Origin of the sequence: Methylobacterium sp. Leaf104 (assembly GCF_001422885.1) — a bacterium.
Classification (GTDB): Bacteria; Pseudomonadota; Alphaproteobacteria; order Rhizobiales; family Beijerinckiaceae; genus Methylobacterium.
On record NZ_LMMZ01000014.1, the window covers coordinates 15081 to 32551 of the forward strand.

Sequence of the window (17471 nt, forward strand, 5' to 3'; positions counted from 1 at the left end):
GCACGCAATTAGCTAGCGCCGCAGCTGATTGCCGCTTCCACGGGGCTGCTCCACAAAAGCGAACTGGCAGGAAACCACCAACCCAGTCGTAGTGCGGACTGACCGAAGCCGACCCAAATCTGCCGTAGAAGTCGCTGCGCCACGATCCAAGAAGCGGTCGTTCGTCGGTTAACGGATCCAGAAGTCGCCCTCTGCAACGAGCAGTTTCTTGCCGCTGTCCACTAAGCTCCCAAATCGCGACGTCCGCCTTTCCTAGCGGTCAAGGTTTGCAGGTCCCGCCCTACGACCCTTGGGATGGGTGGATGGCCACAGCCCGATGCTCAAGCCGAGACCGGCGCGCGCAGAAGGGTGTAAGTCTCCCGGTAACTGCGCGGCCCGATGACGGGAAGCAGTAGATTCCTGGCCCAACTCGGTATCCGTGCGGTCCGCGATAGGCGATCGGTCATCGCTTGGACATGGGCCACGCGGGGCCGGCGTAGCGCCTCGTACTCGGCACCGACCATGCCCCATTCGGTCCGCTCGGCAAGCAGCGCGGCCAGCACCAGCGCATCTTCCAGGGCGAGCGCCGCGCCCTGGGCCCAAACCGGTGCCATCGCGTGCGCGGCGTCTCCCACGAGCGCCACCCGGTTCCGGGTCCAGCTCGGAATGCGGACCTCTTTGAGCGGGGAATGATAAAGCGCTTCGGGCTGGGCCAGAACCGCATCAAGGGTGTCGCGGACGAGCGGTGGGAACGATGCAAAGGCAGTCCGGAAGGCCGCCAAGTCCTGCCCCCGTCCGGCGGTCTCGCCGACTGAGACCCAGCCGTAGACCTCGCCATGGTCGACGGGGATGAGCAGGAACAATCCGTTTGATCCAGCCCAAAGCGTCCACGCGTCAAGGCCTGGGTTCGGCGCCATGAAGCGCCAGCTCGCTGGGGCCAGCATCGCCGCTCCAAGCGCGGAAGCGCCGAACGTGTCGCTTCGAACCCGCGAGTGGACACCGTCGGCGCCGACGAGGAATCCGCCGGTTTCGGCCGTCCCATCCTGAAGCTCGACCGCGACGCCCCTCGGCATCTGCCGGACGGCGCTGATCTCAGATCCCGGCCGGAGATCGGTCGGGGGAAGGTCGAGCGTCAGGAGGCGCAGCAGGTCGGCGCGACGCACACAACGCGGGCACGCTTCTTCCCCCCAGAACGCCGCCTCGTCGATTCCGAAGAGGAGGCGCCCGCTCTCGGTGCGGTACTCGCGCCGACGGACGGGTGAGCCGATGTTGCGCAGGGCTTCGCTCAAGCCGAGCTGGCGGAGAGCTTGGACTGCGTTCCCCGGCAGGTTGATGGCGAGGCCCGCATCGGCCGGCGTCGGGCGCCGCTCCAGGGTCAGCGAGGGAATGCCGCGTCGCTGCAGCGCTCGCCGCATGGCAAGTCCGGCGATACCGCCCCCGGCTATAAGCACCCGGCCCGCTGCGCTGTCGTCCATGCTGTCTCGCCTCGTTGCCTGGCCCGTCGTCATCGTGACCGCGGCGTCGTCAAGCGCAGGGCCATGCTGGAGAAGACACCATCCCGGCGGATCAGCCCGTGCATCAGCGCGGCACCGAGATGGGCGAGGATGAGACCGAACAAGGCGTAGGCCAGCACCGTGTGAAGTGGACGCAGCCAGGCGTAGATCGTGGGATCGCGCGGCAGGATCGGCGGGAGCACCACCGCGCCGCCAAGCCCGATGGGGTACCCGGCCGCCGACAGCATCGCCCAACCGATCAGCGGCAACCCGAGCATCAAGCCGTAGAGCAGGATGTGCGAGGCGTGCGCAGCCTGTCGCTGCCAGCCCGGAAGGTCCGCCGGCAGTTCGGGCGGCGGATGACGCCAGCGGTTGACGAGGCGGAGCGCCGCGAGGATCAGGATGCCGATGCCGAGGGGGCGGTGCAGCGCCACGAGGGCGTCATAGTGCGCCAGAGAGGTCACCATCGCCACGCCGATGAACAGCATGGCCAGGATCATGCCGGCCATGGCCCAGTGCAGCAGCCGGGCCGGTCGGTTGAAGTTCATGGTGGTGCTCACAATCCGGCTCCTGCAGCGGGGACATCGTGGACTGCGCTCGGGGCCTTCGGCTCGCCGGCGCGTCGCGTGAAGGATTGCGCGTAGGCCGCCGAGCGCGCGCTGAGCAGCGGATCGTCCGATCCCGCGATGCCGGCGGGCAGGACCAGGGGGTCGAAGTTCACGTCGCGGCAATTGCCGCTGGCCTCCGCCTCCGTCGCGGTCACGATCACCGTCCCGAGGTCGAGGCTCGTCCGCTCGGCCGGCCAGGGACGCGTCGCGTCCGCTGTTGGATCGCCTGCGTCGCCGAGGGTGGCGACAAGGTGCCAGCGGACGGGCGCCCGACGGACCGCGGACTCGAAGTCGTCGAACAGGTAATTCTTGTCCGCGCGTGCGGTCTGGGCCGCACTCTCGGCTGTGACGGCCTGCTCCGGCACGAACGCCCAGCGAACGGGCGTTTGCGTGCCGTCTCCGGCAACGAACCGGAAAGCGTTCAAGCCCCGGAAGGTGTCGTCGGAGAACCCGGAGGTGATCGTGCGCGCTTTGATCAAGGCCGCCGCCGTCGCGCTCTCGGGGTTCGCGGCGAAGAAGGCTTTGAGTGCCTCGGGATCGGGCTTGCCCGTGGCCGGATCGGGCTTGGCGGCGAGAAGCTGGGCATAGAACGCCTCCGAGGTCCGCACCGGGAAGACCGGGATGTCGTTGTTGCCGGTGCGCCATTCCTCGCCGTCGGGAAGTTGGAAACGGAGTGCGAGGCTGCGGACCGTGGTCGATGCATCTGCTGCGTAGGGCTGGCCGCCCGCGAGCGCGATGCGCCCGGTGACCGGGGTGATCTGACCCGCCGCGAACAGCGACGCCTTCGATAGTCGCGCGCCCCGGCCGGTACTCTCGAAGCGGCCGGCTAGGCAGAGCCCCTTGGCGTGGTTACGCCGGAATCCCGGATGCGGGCCGTTGACCCGCTCGAAGCGGTCGACGATCCGAGCCTGGGTCAGGGCGCCCGGCGAGAACCAGCCGCCGACATAGGCGAAGGCGCCCGCAGCACCGACGACAAGCCCTCCGATGGCACCGAGCCGCAGGAGGACGGCGCGCGGGTTCAGAGCCGGACTAGCGCCGGTCAGGTCGTTGAGGAGGGACATAGCTGGCCTTCAGATCTTCTTCGCGGTGGCGCGGCGGATGTCATTGGCGAGTGGGTGAAGGACCACCGGGTCGGCCGCTCCTACAAGGCTGTAGCCGAGCCCGTCCTGAGCCCAGGCGTAGCCGTTCGACGTCGCGGAGATGTGCGTCTGCATCGGCGCGTCGCCGGGCACGGACATCGGCCGCATCAGCATCACGAAGCGCGCGCCGTGCCCGTCATCGTACATCAGCAGCCCGGCGGGCCCCTGCTGCGTCGCGACGAGGCGCCCGCCCATAAGGTGATAACCGGAGCTGCTAAGGTCCGGCACGCCCACCGGCCGCTTGAGCCGGGCCGAGAACCAGCCCGCGAGTTCGTCCCGGTCGGCGGCAGCGAGCTCGACGGGCCGGGTGTGGTCCGGAGCATAGACCGCGTAGTTCATGCTCGCCGCCTGGGCCAACGCTTCGATCCCAGCCGGCGCCGACGAGACCACATCGCGCAGGCCCCAGCCTCCGGCGCCGCCGAGGAGAAGAAGCAGACCGGCTGCCATCGCCTGCCAGACGGGACGTTGCGGGCGACGGCGTGCCTCGACGATCCGCGACAGGTTCAGCTGGGCAGGGACCGGCTCCGCGGCGATGGGCGCGAAGGCGGCCCGCATCTCCTCGCCGAGGGCGACGAGGCGGTCGACGCGCGCCCGCGCCTCGGGATGGTCGTTGAGATAGGTTTCGACCTCGCGCCTGCGGGCGGCATCCAGCCGCTCGTCCAAGAGGCGCTGGAGATCGTCGTCGCTGATGGGACGCATGGTCATTTCACCCTCCGCAGGAGCGGCCGCTTGGCCGGAACGGCCGCCTCCGCGCCGTCCATCAGCTGGAGCATCCGGTCTCGGGCCCGTGACAGCCGGGACATCACGGTGCCGGTCGGGATGGCGAGGATTTCCGCCGTTTCGGCGTAGGACAGGCCCTCCACCGTCACGAGGAGGAGGACGCTGCGCTGCTCCTCCGGCAGGGCATCGAGCGCGCTCATCAAGTCGCGGTGGCGAAGGCCGCTCTCCTGTGTGGGTGCCACAGCGAGGTTGGCTTCCGCCGTATCCTCGATCGGCATGTGCGCACCTCGCCGCGCGCGCTGGCGCATCTGCGTCACGGCGAGGTTGTGGAGGATGGCGAAGAGCCAGGTTCGCGTGTCGCCATCGACTTGGCGCTGGTGCCACCGACCGACGGCCCGTTCCAGGCAATCCTGGACGAGATCGTCGGCATCGGTGGGATTGCGCAGGAGAGCACGGGCGTAGCGGCGGAGGACCGGGATCAGCGGCTCGATGAGGCGCATCATGTCCGTCATGTCCGATCTCCTGGCATGGGCGGGACCCCTCCGTGCGCAAGCCAAACGATGTGAGTCTGCTCTGGGCTTGGCTTCGGAGGCATGGACGCTGCCAATCCGGGATTATTCCACGCACGCGGCGATCTTTTTCAGGCTCGCATCACGTACGCATGCTCGGTGATGTGGCTAGGAATACGAGCATCAAAATTCTTCGACGCGACCTGGAATAAGCAGCCGAAGACGTCGTCTGTCCGGCATCCCTGCTTAGCGTTGGTCGATCAGGCAGGAAATACTGGAGATTGAACATGACGATGCTCAAGACTGTTTCGGCCCTCGTTTTCGCGTCTGCCTGCACCCTTGCCGCCTTGACCGGAGCCTCCCAGGCCCGGACCGTTTCCCATCCCACCGAGGACCCGTCGACCACGGGCTCGGTCCTGCCGCAGGCGCGGTCAGCCTACTGGCTCGGCGGGATGGACACCGACAGCGGCAACGCGCGGAACCCTGCCCTTCCAGGCTATGCTCAGGGGCGCGGCCAGGAGACAGGCGGCCCCGCCCGTGAGCTGATCCCGAACTAGCCCGGCTTTCCCCGAGCGCGGACGAGCCCGCGCTCGGGAACGCTCGACACCATCCAGTCAAAGCAAATTGTTTGAGACCGGTACCGCGGTCCAGACGCAGGCATCATGCGAGCAACCGGGGACGGTCGCCCGCGCGCGGGTTCGACTGAGAGGGATGGCCAGTGTTTTGATTTTACGACCGTAACGCTCCCGCGTGCCGATGAAACGCTGCAGACATCTGCGGGAGGCAGACACTCAACAGGCGCAGCAAGGGTTAGTCGCCCTCTGAGCGCATTCCGAGGTGTCTTCTATATCTGAGCATAGCCTAATCCGTCACATCGCCGGGTTGGTAGTCTCGCTTATGAAGCGCAGACGCATCTCGATTATAGGCAAATAGCATTCGAGGACGAGGAAAAGGTGATGCAAATTCTGGCCGATCATTCCAGCTTGAGGCCACCCCCCAAAATAGCGCCTCCCTACAAATTTAACATCGGCGCTGCAGACATCGTTGTTGTCTCCGACGGGGTGCTTGATATTGGGCCTCCGGCCATCGCGTTCGGCGGCAGCCCGACGGAAGAGCTTGAACGGCGCTTGAAGCAAAATTTCTTGCCGACCAAAAGCATCACGATCCCCATGAATATCCCCGTTATCTCTATAAACGGAAGAAATGTGATTTTTGAAACTGGGATCGGATCCTCGAAAATTTTCGGGAGCAGCGATGGCTTATTGCAGGATGGCTTGATAGCAGCTGGTATCCATCCAGGAAGCATAGACGCTGTTGTGTGCTCGCACCCTCATCCCGATCATATCGGCGGGCTGTGCGATGACAAAGGCAATCCCCAATTTCCAAATGCCACAATTTATTTGACAAAGATTGATTTTGATTATTGGACCGACGAATTATATTTTGAATCACCAATTGGTTTCGCGGTTCGGATAGCGCGAAACAACCTGCTGCCAGTGAGAAATCGGATTGCTTTCTTCAAAGACAATGAAGAATTCTTGCCGGGAATACAGGCCATTTTTACGCCAGGCCATACCGCAGGACATAGTTGCTTTCGGCTTCACTCAGGTGATGAGCAACTGTATATTATTGGCGATCTGGTGCATCATGCGGCATTGATTTTCGAAAGTCCAAACCTCAAGTTTTTTGCTGATATTGACCCGGATCAGGCAGTAAAATCAAGGATAGGCCTGCTATCAAGCATCGCTGAAACGCGCGCACGCTTATTTGCATGCCATTTTCCATGGCCTGGTTTGGGTCATGTTGCTGTCGACGGCGACGGCTTCAGATACTATCCTAGCGAAATTCGATGGTAAAATTGATTATCATCCATCAAGGCTGAGTTTCGCTACCCTCAAGGAAATGACCGTCAACCGGGGTGTTCAGACCCTCAAAGATCCGGAAACTCTCCTGCCAAGTGGTCGATCAGGGATCGGACGCCGGGCGGCAGGCCGCGGTGGGTCGTGAAAACCAGATGGACGATGCCGTCCCTGCTCCGCCAGTCCCGGAAGACACGGACGAGCCTTCCGGCGTCGATGTGTGCTGCACAGGCGTGATCGGGCAGGAAGGCAACGCCCAGTCCGTCCGCTGCGGCATCGCAGAGAACGGCGTAGTCGGCGCAGGTCAGGCGCGGCTCGTGGCGCATCACATGCGCTGTTCCGTCCTCTCGCTCCAACATCCAGGTGGTTTCACCCACCTCGTCGCTCGTGCCCATGGTCGGGACGGACGCGAGTTCGGCAAGGCCGGCGCCGAGGCCGTTCGCGAACCGCGGGCTTGCGACGAGGATCCAGCGAGAGCGGCCGAGTGACCGCATGGTGAGGGACGCATCGCTCGTCAGCTCGTGTCGAACGCGCAGCGCGACGTCGATCCGCTCCTCGATCAGGTCGACGGCTCGATCCGTCACGACGAGTTGGAGCTGGACCTTTGGGAAGCGGTCGAGGAAACCTCGCACGATAGCGGAGACGACCTTCACGAGGTTCCGCGGGCAACTCATGCGGATCCGCCCATGCGGTTCAGCTTGGGCTTCCGCGATGAGCGCTTCGGCCCGCTCCTCCTCCAGCATGATGGCGCGGCAACGCTCGTAGAAGGTCTGTCCGACTTCAGTGACGCGGAAGCGCCGGCTGGAGCGCTCGATGAGCCGCACCCCAAGTCGGGCTTCCAGCGCCGAGACACGCCGGCTCAGCTTCGACTTCGGCTCGCGAAGCGCCCGGCCTGCGGCGGTGAAGCCGCCATGGGCAACGACCTCGGCGAAGGTGACGTAATCGTTGAGGTCTGGGCGCATCATCGTTCCCCGATTGGAACGCTAAGTGCCATTTCCACTGCCTGTTCGCATCATCGTTCTGGGAGCATCTCTCTCGTCAGCGGCTCACACGCAGCCGAACCATGGAGAGCGATGATGACCGGCAGATTCCAGGACAAGGTGGTGGTGGTGACTGGTGGCACCAGCGGCATCGGCCTCGCCGCCGCCAAGGCCTTCTCGCGCGAGGGCGCCTCGGTGTTCGTGACCGGTCGCCGTCAGGACGCGCTCGACGCGGCGGTAGAGCAGATCGGCGGCCGGGTCACCGGCGTTCGGGGCGACATGGCGAACCTCGCCGACATCGACCGCCTCTACGATGCCGTCCAGCAGAAGCACGTGCAGATCGACGTCGTCTTCGCCAATGCCGGCGGTGGCGCGTTCGCGCCGCTCGGTACCATCACCGAAGAGCAGTTCGATAGCACCTTCGATACCAACGTGAAGGGCACGCTCTTCACTGTCCAGAAGGCCCTTCCGCTTCTGAAGGATGGCGGCGCGGTGGTGCTGACCGGCTCGACCGCTGGCAGCGAAGGGACGCCGGCCTTCAGCGTCTATTCCGCTAGCAAGGCAGCCGTTCGCAACTTCGCGCGCACCTGGATCCTCGACCTGAAGGAGCGTCGCATCCGCGTCAACGTGGTCAGCCCCGGTGCGACGCGCACGCCGGGCCTCGTCGGCCTTGCCGGCGACGATGCCGAGAAGCAGCAGGGCCTTGTTGATTTCCTGGGCTCTCGCATCCCCCTCGGACGCGTCGGCGAAGCGCCCGAGATCGCCAATGCGGTCCTGTTCCTGGCCTCCGACGAGGCGAGCTTCGTCAATGGCGTTGAGCTGTTCGTCGATGGCGGTCAGGCACAAGTCTGACGAGGCGGGTTGAACGCTCACAGATCAAGAGCTGTCATCAACCGACGCTACTCTCGTGGTTTCGCCTTCGCTGATCCCTGTCCGCGGTCAGCTACCGAAAGCCGACGACGTGAGCAACCATGCCCGCTTCTCGCCGAATTTCATGAGAAGCGGACTGGCCGCTTGCCACCCAAAGCGGTCATTTCCGAGGGGCTTGGCACGATACGAACGCAGAGCAGCCCCGCGCGCGATGTTGCGATGCAACATGATGCGGTCTCGTTCGTTGTGACACCGTTACCCTCGCATCACCGCGTGAGGGACGGCACGAGGAGACCCGTCCGCCGGAGGGAACTCCGCTACTGCCACCCTCGGAAGGCTCCACGATGCGTCTCGCTCCAATCCTCGCGACCCTTACCCTCGTACTCTCGCCGCTTCCGGCGCTCGCATCGTCCTGCGCCGAGCAGATCGGGACCATCGAGCGCCGTCTCGACAGTGCCGGAGCCGTCCAGGTCACCGGCCTGCAGGAGGGTCACACGCTGCGGACGGGATCGCCCCGCGGCGTCGAAGGCGTTCGCAAGGGCGCGCCGAGCGACCTCGACATGGTTTCGACGGCTGATCATGTGACGTCCGCGAGGGGGTTAATCATTCGCGCGACGGACGAGGACCGGCGCGGCGACAAGCGCTCCTGCGAGAACACCATGAGCGAGGCCAAGGTCATGATCGGCGCCCTGCCGTAGGCACCGAATAATGGGCCGGTCCGGGATCAGCCCGGATCGGCCTGCCATCGACATGGGAGCGCAAGGTGATGCTGGGACCCGCCGAATTCGAGGACATGCGACTGGACCTTGCCGCCGCCGAACAGGCGGCGCTGTATGATATTGCCTTCGCCAGCCTAAATCGCCATTGGACCGCCCGCGGCGCGACCTCGGTTGGCAGCGTCTCGCGGATCTGCGAACTCGTCCATGCCTGTGCCGCCGACCGTGCCAGGTCAGATTGGAAGGCTGTCGTGACGGAAGCGACAGGTGAGGCCGGCTTCTATGTCCGATGGGACGGCGACGAAGTCGTGTCGCTTGTCACCCGCCCTTAAGTATCAGTGGATTATGCCAGGAAGCTGCGCCGGACGTCCCGTAACATTGCCAGCGTGTCCATGTCGGCCCAAAGCCCTTGCAAGGCATCGGAGGTATCGAAACCGGTCGCAGCGAGGATCATGGTGGTGTCGGCCTGCGCGGACGTCGAGGTTTCCGCGTCGGCGACGCAGGCGTTCAACTCCGCAAGGCATTCCGCCCTCCGAATACCTGAAATCGTTGTTCTTACGGGCATTGATCGCCTCCCGCCGACCAATGCCGACGAATCCTTCTAGCACGAAGCGTTCGTCGCGTGTGTAAAACCATGAGGCGGATTATTGGCCCATCTTGTTAAACTTCTGTCAGCCCCAGCCCGGATCTCGCACTCTCCCTCCGTTTCATGTAGGATTAATCCTTATCGAAGGGGTGGGCCTGATGTCGGATAGACGGGAACTCTACCAAAGCCCCAACGGGGACTCCTGGCACCTCGGGCGGGAGCCGACGAATGGTCGGGCGTTCGTCATCCACCAACCCAACGGCCCATCCGGCGGACGGCTCCGCCACGTCGAGCTTGGGGCCTTCCTCAGCGACGGAACGGGCAAGCCCGAGCAGCAGGCGCTTCTCCGCCTGATCGGAACGCTCGTGGACGTTCCCCCTTACGCCGACCGGATGGACGGCAGGCAGCCGAAGACGACGCTGCCATCCGTACCCTGACGTCGGAAGTGGCCGTTACGTCCTCGGCATGATGCTCCGGCAAGCTTTCAGGCCGCCTCGGGTACGCCTCGTAACGTAAGAATCGCCTCGGCCTCGAAGAGGGCCGTCACGGCCTTGCCGAGCCTGTTCAACACGGCCTCATCCATTATGACCGGGAATGCCATCTCCAACGCCCGGGTCGCTCCAACGATGGCCGCCCGCGCCGCCGATGAACGCGGCATACGTCGGATTTCGATGATGGGCATGGGGCATCCTGTGAGGATTTGAGTATGCGCCACGATTGGATATTCGCCTAAGCTTATCGCGGATTGCCCCGCTGACCCGGCCGCCGGCTCGATGGACACGGTCACATCCAACTCCCGTCGTTGATCCGTGCTCTGATCGGCTGCCGCTCCGCCAGGGCGTGAGCTTGGGCGATCCCGGCCGCGAGGGCGGCGGAGGCGGAGGGATAGGAACCTTGGGACCGGTACGGGTGATATCCCGCCGTCGTGACCGACCATCGGAAGCGGCCCTTCTCGCTCCGGCAGGCCGAGACGGCCACGCTGTGATCGGGCAACGAGGGAATGCGCATCGTTAGGTCATCCCACGTCGTCTCGTCCCGACCAAGCGGTATCTTTCCTCGCGTGAACTGCCTGGCAGAGGCCTTCGGACAGCCGAGATGCGCTCATTGACACGTGCTGGCTCGGGGACCTTATGAAACTGCCTGCAGGATGCATCCCGTGACAACTGAAACCCCGAGCCCGTCCGCGTGGACGGCGGATCACTTGCGTCTCGCCGTCGACGCGGCGGGGGTGGCGCTGTGGTCCTGGAACGTTGATGACGACTCCTTCACGATGGACGCGCGCGGCTACGGCCTCTGGGGGGCCCCCCTTGATCGGACGGTCACCTTCGAGGACCTGTCGGCGTTCATCCACCCCGCCGACCGCGACCGGGTGCGTGCGGCCTTCTCGGCGACGCGGGCCCTGATGGGCACCTACGAGATCGACTTCCGCATCCTGCACGGCAAGGAGGTGCGCTGGGTCTCGGCCCGGGGCCAGGGCAACGACCACAATATCGTCGGTCGGACGATGTTCGGCGTTTTTCTTGACGTGACCGGCCGCAAGCAGGCTGAGGAGGGCCATGAGCTTCTCGCCGGCGAGATGAGCCACCGGGTCAAGAACCTGCTCGCCATCGCGTCCGGCCTTACCGCCATCACCTCGCGTTCGACGACCACCTCCGTCGACATGGCTCGCGAGCTCACGCAACGCCTGACCGCCTTGGACCGGGCCCACGACCTCGTCCGGCCTCTACCCGGCAGCGAGGGCAAGGCAGCGCTCCTCGGCGACCTGATCGCGATCCTCCTGGCGCCCTACGACGACATGGGTGCCTTCAGCGGCCGCATCCGGGTGTCCGTGCCGCGGATGGGCGTCGGAGAGGCCGCGGCGACGACTTTAGCGCTTGTCGTGCACGAGCTCGCCACCAACTCCCTCAAGTACGGTGCGCTCTCGGTTCCGACGGGCACCCTCGACGTGTCCTGCTCATCGCAGGAGCACGTGGTCGTGATCGCATGGACGGAGAGGGGTGGGCCCGCGGTGGTCGAACCTTCCGGGCCCGGGGGATACGGAAGCAAGCTCCTGGAACGTGCCATGACCCGGCAACTGGACGGCTCGATCCATCGGGAATGGAATACGGCTGGTGTTATCGCCACTCTCATGATGAACAAGGCTTATCTCGCTTCCTGAAATGGCCCGTCCGGACAGCTGGTAGACATGCAGAGTGGGCTGGAATCCAAAGAAAGGCCGGCCTTGCCCTTCTTACTGGCAGCCTGGTTGATTTGCGGCGTACGAACGGTGCGTCACGCGCACGTAGCCGATCAGGCCCCAGAGAGAGTTTGACCCGAACCCTTCCGGAACGAGGTGAAGCGGTCCTGCTCGTCGAGCGGCAGGTCCATGACGAAGCTCAGCCCAGCGACGTCGAAGTCGAGATGCACCGTTCCCCCGAGCTCGTGGCTGATGCCACCGTTGATCAGGCGCGTGCCGAACCCCTCGCGGTGCGGCACCGCGAAGGCCGGCCCGCCACTCTCGCGCCATTCCATCGCGAGCCTGTGGGCAGCGCCCTCCGTTGTCGCCACGCGCCACGTGATGTCCATCCGCCCCGCCTCATCGGAGAGGGCCCCGTACTTAGCGGCGTTCGTCGTGAGTTCGTGCAAGGCCATGCCGATTGGCACCGCGAGTTCGGATGAGATCCTCACGGTCAGTCCCCGAAGCGTGATGCGCCCGTTCTCTTCGATACGTATCCAGCTTGGCCCTGAGCATGCCCTCGAACGAGACGACCTGGGCCTGATCCTCCGTGATGAGAGCATGGGTCTAGGCGATCGAGACGATGCGACCGGTGAAAGCCCTCCCGAACTCGGGAAGCGAGACGGCCGAGCGCATGGTCGCGTTCAAGATGTAAGCGAACGGCCGCCTTTTCGATTTCTTCTCGTCAAGTGGACAGACCGCATTCCACCCGACACGGTCGTAGAGCGGACAAACGGGTCTCGACCCGACCCGGTCCTTCAGGCCACCTGCTTCCCTGCTCGTGAAGTGCCATTCGGAACATTGCTGATTAGCGAGCAAACTCGCCCTTGGGCATGCTTCGCAGAAGCGTCCAGTCGGACCGTATCGAGGTGGCATCGAACGCGACTTGGAGGTTCTATGCTCGCGTGACTGTGAGAGGCATCCTAAGCAACGATCACAGTCGGTGAACTTTGTGCAGGGGTGCGGCCACGTTCGGGGCATGCCTTTCATCCTCCTGTACCGATGAGTTTTCGATGACGCCTCAATTCTGGCTTTGGCTCGGCTTCGCCGGCATGGCAGCGGGTGCCGCCGCGATCCTGTTCATTGGCAAGCGACGGACACCCGCTGAGGAGGCGGACACCATCATCCACGGGATCGTGCCGATCATCGCGGCCTGCTCCTATTTCGCCATGGCGACGGGGCAGGGAAGCCTCGTCCTGCCCGCCGGTCCCGACGCGGCGGACACCGCGCGCCAGTTCTATTTCGCCCGCTACGTCGACTGGACCTTCACCACGCCCCTACTGCTCCTCGGCCTCTCGCGCACCGCGATGCATTCGGGCATGCGCCGGCCGGCCGTCGTCTGGGGCCTGATCGGGTCCGACCTGATCATGATCGTCACCGCCCTGGCCTTCGGTCTGTCGACGGTCGCCTGGATCAAGTGGACCTGGTTCGCGATCTCCTGCGGCGCGTTCCTCGCCGTCTTCTACGGGATCTTCGTGCAGCTGCGCGAGGAGAATGCCGCGGAGCGGGCCGACGTGCAGTCCGCCTTCCGGCGCAACGCCGTGTTCCTCACGGTGGTCTGGTGCATCTACCCCGTGGTGCTTCTCGTCGGCCAGGATGGCCTCGGCATCCTGTCGCCGGCGGTGGCCCTGGCCGTGGTCGCCCTTTCGGACCTGACCGCAAAGGTCGTCTACGGGATCGTGGCCACGCGGGAAACGACACGCGCCGTCGACCGTGACCTGGCCGAGGGCCGCGCCACCGCCACGCCGCTGCGCCGGGCGGCCTGACCCGGATGGCGGCTCGTGCGTCCATTCCGGTCCTCGTGACCTCCGTTCGGACGAGCCGCCGACGCATGGGTTCGGCGGGAGCGGGTCTCCTGCCCTTGGCGGGCATCATCGTGGCGCTCGCCCTGGTCGCCTCGGCCGCCCTACCGCGCGAGGCGTCCTGGCTCGCGGCCCTGGCGATCATGATCGTGCTGGGCGTGCCGCACGGCGCCCTCGACGGCGCCGTGGCTGCGCCCCTGCTGCGCCCGCGCTACGGCTGGGCGTGGTTCGGGATCTTCGCGGTTCCCTACCTCGGCCTCTCGGCCCTGGTCCTGCTCGCCTGGCAGGTCGCGCCCTTGGTGACCCTGGCGGGCTTCCTCGCCCTGTCGGTCCTGCATTTCGGCGAGGAGGATGCCGGCCCGGGCCGGCCGTTCGAGGCCCTCGTGCGCGGCGGGCTGCCGATCGCGCTGCCGGCGCTGCTGCGGCCCGAGGAGACCGCCGCGCTGTTCGCGGCCGTCACGCGAGTGCCGATGGCGCATCTCCCCGCCTGGTGGATCGCCGCCGCCTGGCTCTGGCTCGCGATCGCTGTCGCCTGGGTGCTGGTGCGCCGACGCCGGGGCGCGGTCCTGATCGAAATGGCCGTCCTGGCGCTCGCCTTCCGGCTGCTGCCGCCGCTGACGACCTTCACCTTGTACTTCGTCGGCCTTCACGCCCCCCGGCACATGCGCGCCCTGGTGCGAGACCCGACCCGGGCACCGGGCATCGACACGATGCGCAAGGCTGTCCGCGCCTCGCTGCCGGTCTTCGGGCTGACGCTTCTCCTGGGCGCGGCCCTGTGGCCGCTCTACGCCGCCGGCGCGAACGACCCCGCCGCCACCCTTCTGTGCCTCACCCTGCGGATGCTGTCGGCCCTGACCGTGCCGCATGTCCTCCTCGACCGGATTGCAGGGCGGTACGAGAATTAGCGCCCCATGCGGGTAGAGGCATCGCCGCTCGGAAGACGCGGCCTCGATATCAAATGTCGGTCAATCATCAGCCGTGCTCGTAAGCCGCCATTCCGCTTCCCACCCAACCCAGTCGTAAAATTACTCGACAGGTGTCGCTCCCGCGGCAGTCCTTCTGCTCCGTCAAGCCCATATCATGCATGCGCCGTCGGGAGCTCCGTCACCTGCGTGGTGTAGCGCGGACTGCGCATTTCAAACTTTGTCGACCACGTGCGCTTCTCGGTGAGCCCAGCGCGGGCCGGCACGACGGCACCCCGGCCAAAGCGCGCGTTGCAGGCGTCCATCGCCGCCATCAGCGGCGCGCTGCGCTCGCGGTCGAGTTGTCCGATCAAGGCTCGTGGCGCCATGTCGAGCGCCATCAGGTCCGTCGTGACCACGCCGGCCTTGCTGTAGCGCCAGGGCCGATCACCCGGCGCCTCGCGCCAGGTGCGCGCCACACCGGCCTGGGCCGCCTTGATCAGCGCCAGCGTGTCGTTCGTGGCTTCCGGCAGCGTCACGGTGGTGGAGACCGAGCGCATCGGATCGCCGCGGTCATGCTCGCTCGTGTGGTAGAAAACCGAGACGTGCGTGGTGCCGAGGCCGCCGCGCCGAAGCTTCTCGCCAAGCCGCGTCGCATGGGCGGCGACCGCCTGCTCAAGCGTCTCTCGCTCGGTGATGCGCCGGGAGAACGAGCGGGTGACCGCGCAGCCCTTGCGCTGAGCCGGCATCAGCTCGAGCGGCAGGCAAGCCAGCCCGCGCAGCTCGTAGATGATGCGCTCGCCCACCACCGTCATGGCCTTTCGGACAGGCCGAGGGTCGAGGTCGCGCAGATCCGCTACCGTGTCGACGCCGAGCCCGATCAGCTTGGCGAGCGAGGCTCGGCCGATACCCCAGACCTCGGCCACCGAGACCCGGCAGAGCCAGTGATCGTAGGCGACCGGGTCGGTCAGGTCGCAGACGCCGTCGCAATCCGGGATCGTTTTGGCGATGTGGTTGGCCAGCTTGGCGAGCGTCTTCGTTGGGCCGATGCCCACACAGGTCGGGATGCCGGTCCAGGCCCGCACCGTGGCGCGCAGATCCCGGGCTAGCGTCACCCGATCCCGGTCGCGCACGTCCGAAAGGTCCAGGAAGCTTTCGTCGATGGAATAGATTTCCACCGCCGGCGAGAAGTCGCGATAGACCGCGTTCGTGCGGGCGCTCATGTCGCCGTAGAGGGTGTAGTTCGAGGAGAACACCCGCACGCCATCGCGCCGGCACTGCTCGCGGATCTTGAAGAAGGGGTCGCCCATCTTGATGCCGAGCGCCTTGGCCTCGGCCGTACGGGCGATGGCGCAGCCGTCATTATTCGAGAGCACGATCACGGGCACCCGGGCGAGCTTCGGATCGAACACGCGCTCGCAGGAGCAGTAGAAGCTGTTGCCGTCGATCAGCGCAATGGCCCGGCTCATCGCACCAGCCCGGCACGCGCCACGTGCCAGCGGATGGAGAAGCGGATCACGCCCCAGATCTCACCCTCCACAAGGTCTTCGACCGCGAAGGCCGGCAGATCGGGATTGTCAAAGGCGAGGCGGGCGACGTTCCCCTCGAGGACGAGGCGCTTCACGCTCATCGTGCCATCGACGATCGCCACCACGACGCTGCCGTTGCCGGGCTCGAGACTACGGTCGGCCACGGCGAGATCCCGGTCGAAGATACCGGCCCCGCGCATGCTGTCGCCCGAGATGTTCCAGGCGAAGGTGGCGGGCGGGTTCGGCGCGAGCCAGCGCGGCAACTCCAGCGCACCTTCCAGGAAGTCGTCGGCCGGGGACGGGAAGCCGGCGCAGAGAGCCGCCCCCTGGATGGGGATGCGGACGGTACTGGCGCTGTGAGGCGGAAGCTCCGCGACCTGCAGCAGCCTCACCGACGCTCTCCGGCCGGCGGCACTCCACGGACGTAGCCCCGCGAGATCAGCCGGTCCCGCTGCAGCGTGCGGCGCTCGGCTTCCATGAGGTCCGCCAGCGCATCCTCGATTGCCCGAACGAGGGCGGCCCAGGTGTCGCCCCGCGCGGCCCGGTGATAGGCGAGCGCGATCGCCTCGGCCTCGCTCAGGCGGATGTCCACAGACGGTTCGACGGGCTGGGCCTGCATTTAGATCTGTCTCCCGCTAGAACACAACGGGAACAAACCGCATCGGCGCGCGTGGTTCAATCGAAACGGCCACGCCTGGAAACGCGGCGGTGGACGCCTGTGGAGTGCGGGGTCAAAGGCCAATGCCGACGCGGCTTTACCGCTTCCACTGCACGGACGGGCACGATCTTGTCGTGGATCTGCGCGGCCGGCGAGTGCCGACGCTGGCATTGGTGCGCCTACACGCTGAACGGGTCGCGCTCGAGCTCATGCTCCACGGTACGCGGCTCGATTGGTCGGCTTGGCATGTCGAGGTCTACGACGCGGACGGCTGGTCGGTGATGACGAAGGCGTTCACCGACGTTCGATACGATCGCCGGGTGGCGCACGACGGAGGAGACGCACCGTGGCGATGAAGACGACGTTCGTGGTCCAGACCTTCGTGATCAAGCGGAAGCGGTTGGTTCCAGGTGACCGAGAGGTGGCCCCAACCGAGAGCGGAGCGCTGAAGAAGGCTGAGGCGATGGCCAGCCGGATGCCGGGCACGGCCGCACTCAAGATCGTGGCGGACGACGAAACCGGGGAGTTGGAGGCCGCGACGATCCTTGGGCAGTTCGGCGAGATCCCGGAGGACTTCGCAGAGAGCCTTCAGGGTGGATGATCAGGTAGGCGGAGCCACCATGACGTTCGAAGAACAGGCCGCCGAACTGCATGCTCTGGACGCCTTGGCGGTGAGCCTGGGCCTGTCAGATGCCGAGTTCGTTCGGATCGCCCGCGAGGTCACCGCACCTGGCGGGGCTTCGCCGGGCGCGCTCCTGACAGAGATCAGGCAGCGAATTCGCACCGCGAGGCCTCGACGGCCTACTGTCCGACGTCAGCACCTGTGGGACAGAATGAGGGTCTTCCCGAACGGAGGATGGCTGGTTCATCGTAGCCCCTGAGGAGCGAAGATGAAGCAGCCATCCG

The 17471-nt window shown here is 65.7% G+C and carries 22 protein-coding genes; 10 read left to right on the plus strand and 12 right to left on the minus strand.

The features are described from left to right. Positions 1-320 precede the first annotated feature (320 nt). The 5 genes from ASF49_RS11970 to ASF49_RS11990 are packed head-to-tail and all read right to left on the minus strand — an operon-like array spanning position 321 to position 4451. Complete coding sequence (locus ASF49_RS11970) at positions 321-1454, minus strand: FAD-dependent oxidoreductase (RefSeq protein ID WP_056472974.1); 1134 nt, start codon at positions 1452-1454, stop codon at positions 321-323. 29 nt (positions 1455-1483) lie between these two features. Continuing rightward, on the minus strand, positions 1484-2020 hold the full coding sequence (locus tag ASF49_RS11975) for a cytochrome b (RefSeq protein ID WP_156652988.1): 537 nt from the start codon (positions 2018-2020) through the stop codon (positions 1484-1486). An 8-nt stretch (positions 2021-2028) separates the two neighbouring features. Next, entirely contained in the window at positions 2029-3141 is a 1113-nt protein-coding gene (locus ASF49_RS11980) for a catalase family peroxidase (RefSeq protein WP_056472912.1), read from the minus strand. Between the two features lie 9 nt (positions 3142-3150). Beyond that, a complete protein-coding gene (locus ASF49_RS11985) occupies positions 3151-3918 on the minus strand; it encodes an anti-sigma factor family protein (RefSeq protein WP_056472976.1) in 768 nt (255 codons plus the stop codon). 2 nt (positions 3919-3920) lie between these two features. After that, positions 3921-4451, minus strand: coding sequence for a sigma-70 family RNA polymerase sigma factor (locus tag ASF49_RS11990; RefSeq protein WP_056472915.1), 531 nt, complete (start codon positions 4449-4451; stop codon positions 3921-3923). A 284-nt stretch (positions 4452-4735) separates the two neighbouring features. On the opposite strand from ASF49_RS11990, the gene ASF49_RS11995 reads away from it, so the two are divergent. Together ASF49_RS11995 and ASF49_RS23075 are read left to right on the plus strand one after the other, a co-directional pair. Beyond that, a complete protein-coding gene (locus ASF49_RS11995) occupies positions 4736-5005 on the plus strand; it encodes a hypothetical protein (protein WP_056472917.1) in 270 nt (89 codons plus the stop codon). 399 nt (positions 5006-5404) lie between these two features. Then, the gene (locus ASF49_RS23075; RefSeq protein ID WP_082511198.1) at positions 5405-6304 is read left to right on the plus strand and encodes an MBL fold metallo-hydrolase; all 900 of its coding nucleotides are present in this window, start codon (positions 5405-5407) and stop codon (positions 6302-6304) included. A gap of 74 nt (positions 6305-6378) precedes the next feature. Here ASF49_RS23075 and ASF49_RS12000 read toward each other — a convergent pair whose 3' ends face one another. After that, on the minus strand, positions 6379-7272 hold the full coding sequence (locus ASF49_RS12000; RefSeq protein WP_056472920.1) for a LysR substrate-binding domain-containing protein: 894 nt from the start codon (positions 7270-7272) through the stop codon (positions 6379-6381). A gap of 111 nt (positions 7273-7383) precedes the next feature. On the opposite strand from ASF49_RS12000, the gene ASF49_RS12005 reads away from it, so the two are divergent. From ASF49_RS12005 to ASF49_RS12015, 3 genes are all read left to right on the plus strand, one after another. After that, entirely contained in the window at positions 7384-8139 is a 756-nt protein-coding gene (locus tag ASF49_RS12005) for an SDR family NAD(P)-dependent oxidoreductase (protein ID WP_056472979.1), read from the plus strand. A gap of 362 nt (positions 8140-8501) precedes the next feature. Then, entirely contained in the window at positions 8502-8855 is a 354-nt protein-coding gene (locus tag ASF49_RS12010; protein WP_056472924.1) for a hypothetical protein, read from the plus strand. 68 nt (positions 8856-8923) lie between these two features. After that, complete coding sequence (locus ASF49_RS12015; protein WP_056472927.1) at positions 8924-9205, plus strand: hypothetical protein; 282 nt, start codon at positions 8924-8926, stop codon at positions 9203-9205. Between the two features lie 11 nt (positions 9206-9216). On the opposite strand, the gene ASF49_RS23640 is transcribed toward ASF49_RS12015, so the two are convergent. Both ASF49_RS23640 and ASF49_RS12025 read right to left on the minus strand, forming a co-directional pair. Then, complete coding sequence (locus ASF49_RS23640) at positions 9217-9384, minus strand: hypothetical protein (protein WP_156652986.1); 168 nt, start codon at positions 9382-9384, stop codon at positions 9217-9219. A gap of 559 nt (positions 9385-9943) precedes the next feature. Then, complete coding sequence (locus ASF49_RS12025) at positions 9944-10141, minus strand: hypothetical protein (protein WP_056472932.1); 198 nt, start codon at positions 10139-10141, stop codon at positions 9944-9946. 465 nt (positions 10142-10606) lie between these two features. Here ASF49_RS12025 and ASF49_RS12035 point away from each other — a divergent pair, with 465 nt between their 5' ends. After that, entirely contained in the window at positions 10607-11617 is a 1011-nt protein-coding gene (locus tag ASF49_RS12035; protein ID WP_056472939.1) for a sensor histidine kinase, read from the plus strand. 131 nt (positions 11618-11748) lie between these two features. Here ASF49_RS12035 and ASF49_RS12040 read toward each other — a convergent pair whose 3' ends face one another. After that, the gene (locus ASF49_RS12040) at positions 11749-12126 is read right to left on the minus strand and encodes a sensor histidine kinase (RefSeq protein ID WP_156652987.1); all 378 of its coding nucleotides are present in this window, start codon (positions 12124-12126) and stop codon (positions 11749-11751) included. A gap of 561 nt (positions 12127-12687) precedes the next feature. Here ASF49_RS12040 and ASF49_RS12045 point away from each other — a divergent pair. Both ASF49_RS12045 and ASF49_RS12050 read left to right on the plus strand, forming a co-directional pair. Beyond that, positions 12688-13440, plus strand: coding sequence for a bacteriorhodopsin (locus tag ASF49_RS12045; protein WP_056472945.1), 753 nt, complete (start codon positions 12688-12690; stop codon positions 13438-13440). 65 nt (positions 13441-13505) lie between these two features. After that, the gene (locus tag ASF49_RS12050; protein ID WP_056472949.1) at positions 13506-14381 is read left to right on the plus strand and encodes a Brp/Blh family beta-carotene 15,15'-dioxygenase; all 876 of its coding nucleotides are present in this window, start codon (positions 13506-13508) and stop codon (positions 14379-14381) included. A 173-nt stretch (positions 14382-14554) separates the two neighbouring features. On the opposite strand, the gene ASF49_RS12055 is transcribed toward ASF49_RS12050, so the two are convergent. From ASF49_RS12055 to ASF49_RS12065, 3 genes are read right to left on the minus strand one after another with little or no spacing between them, the layout of a single operon-like run. Then, complete coding sequence (locus ASF49_RS12055) at positions 14555-15847, minus strand: Y-family DNA polymerase (protein WP_056472952.1); 1293 nt, start codon at positions 15845-15847, stop codon at positions 14555-14557. Next, positions 15844-16299: a LexA family protein gene (locus ASF49_RS12060; protein ID WP_056472955.1), complete on the minus strand. Its 456-nt coding sequence runs from the start codon at positions 16297-16299 to the stop codon at positions 15844-15846. Before ASF49_RS12060 ends, ASF49_RS12055 begins: the two co-directional genes overlap by 4 nt. Further along, complete coding sequence (locus ASF49_RS12065) at positions 16296-16526, minus strand: hypothetical protein (RefSeq protein ID WP_056472958.1); 231 nt, start codon at positions 16524-16526, stop codon at positions 16296-16298. The genes ASF49_RS12060 and ASF49_RS12065 overlap by 4 nt, the downstream gene beginning before the upstream one ends. A 122-nt stretch (positions 16527-16648) precedes the next feature. Between ASF49_RS12065 and ASF49_RS12070 the strand changes: the two genes are divergently transcribed. Together ASF49_RS12070 and ASF49_RS12075 are read left to right on the plus strand one after the other, a co-directional pair. Continuing rightward, positions 16649-16921, plus strand: a complete 273-nt coding sequence (locus ASF49_RS12070; RefSeq protein WP_056472963.1) for a DUF6894 family protein — start codon at positions 16649-16651, stop codon at positions 16919-16921. Further along, on the plus strand, positions 16912-17166 hold the full coding sequence (locus tag ASF49_RS12075; RefSeq protein WP_056472966.1) for a hypothetical protein: 255 nt from the start codon (positions 16912-16914) through the stop codon (positions 17164-17166). The genes ASF49_RS12070 and ASF49_RS12075 overlap by 10 nt, the downstream gene beginning before the upstream one ends. Positions 17167-17471: the final 305 nt, after the last annotated feature.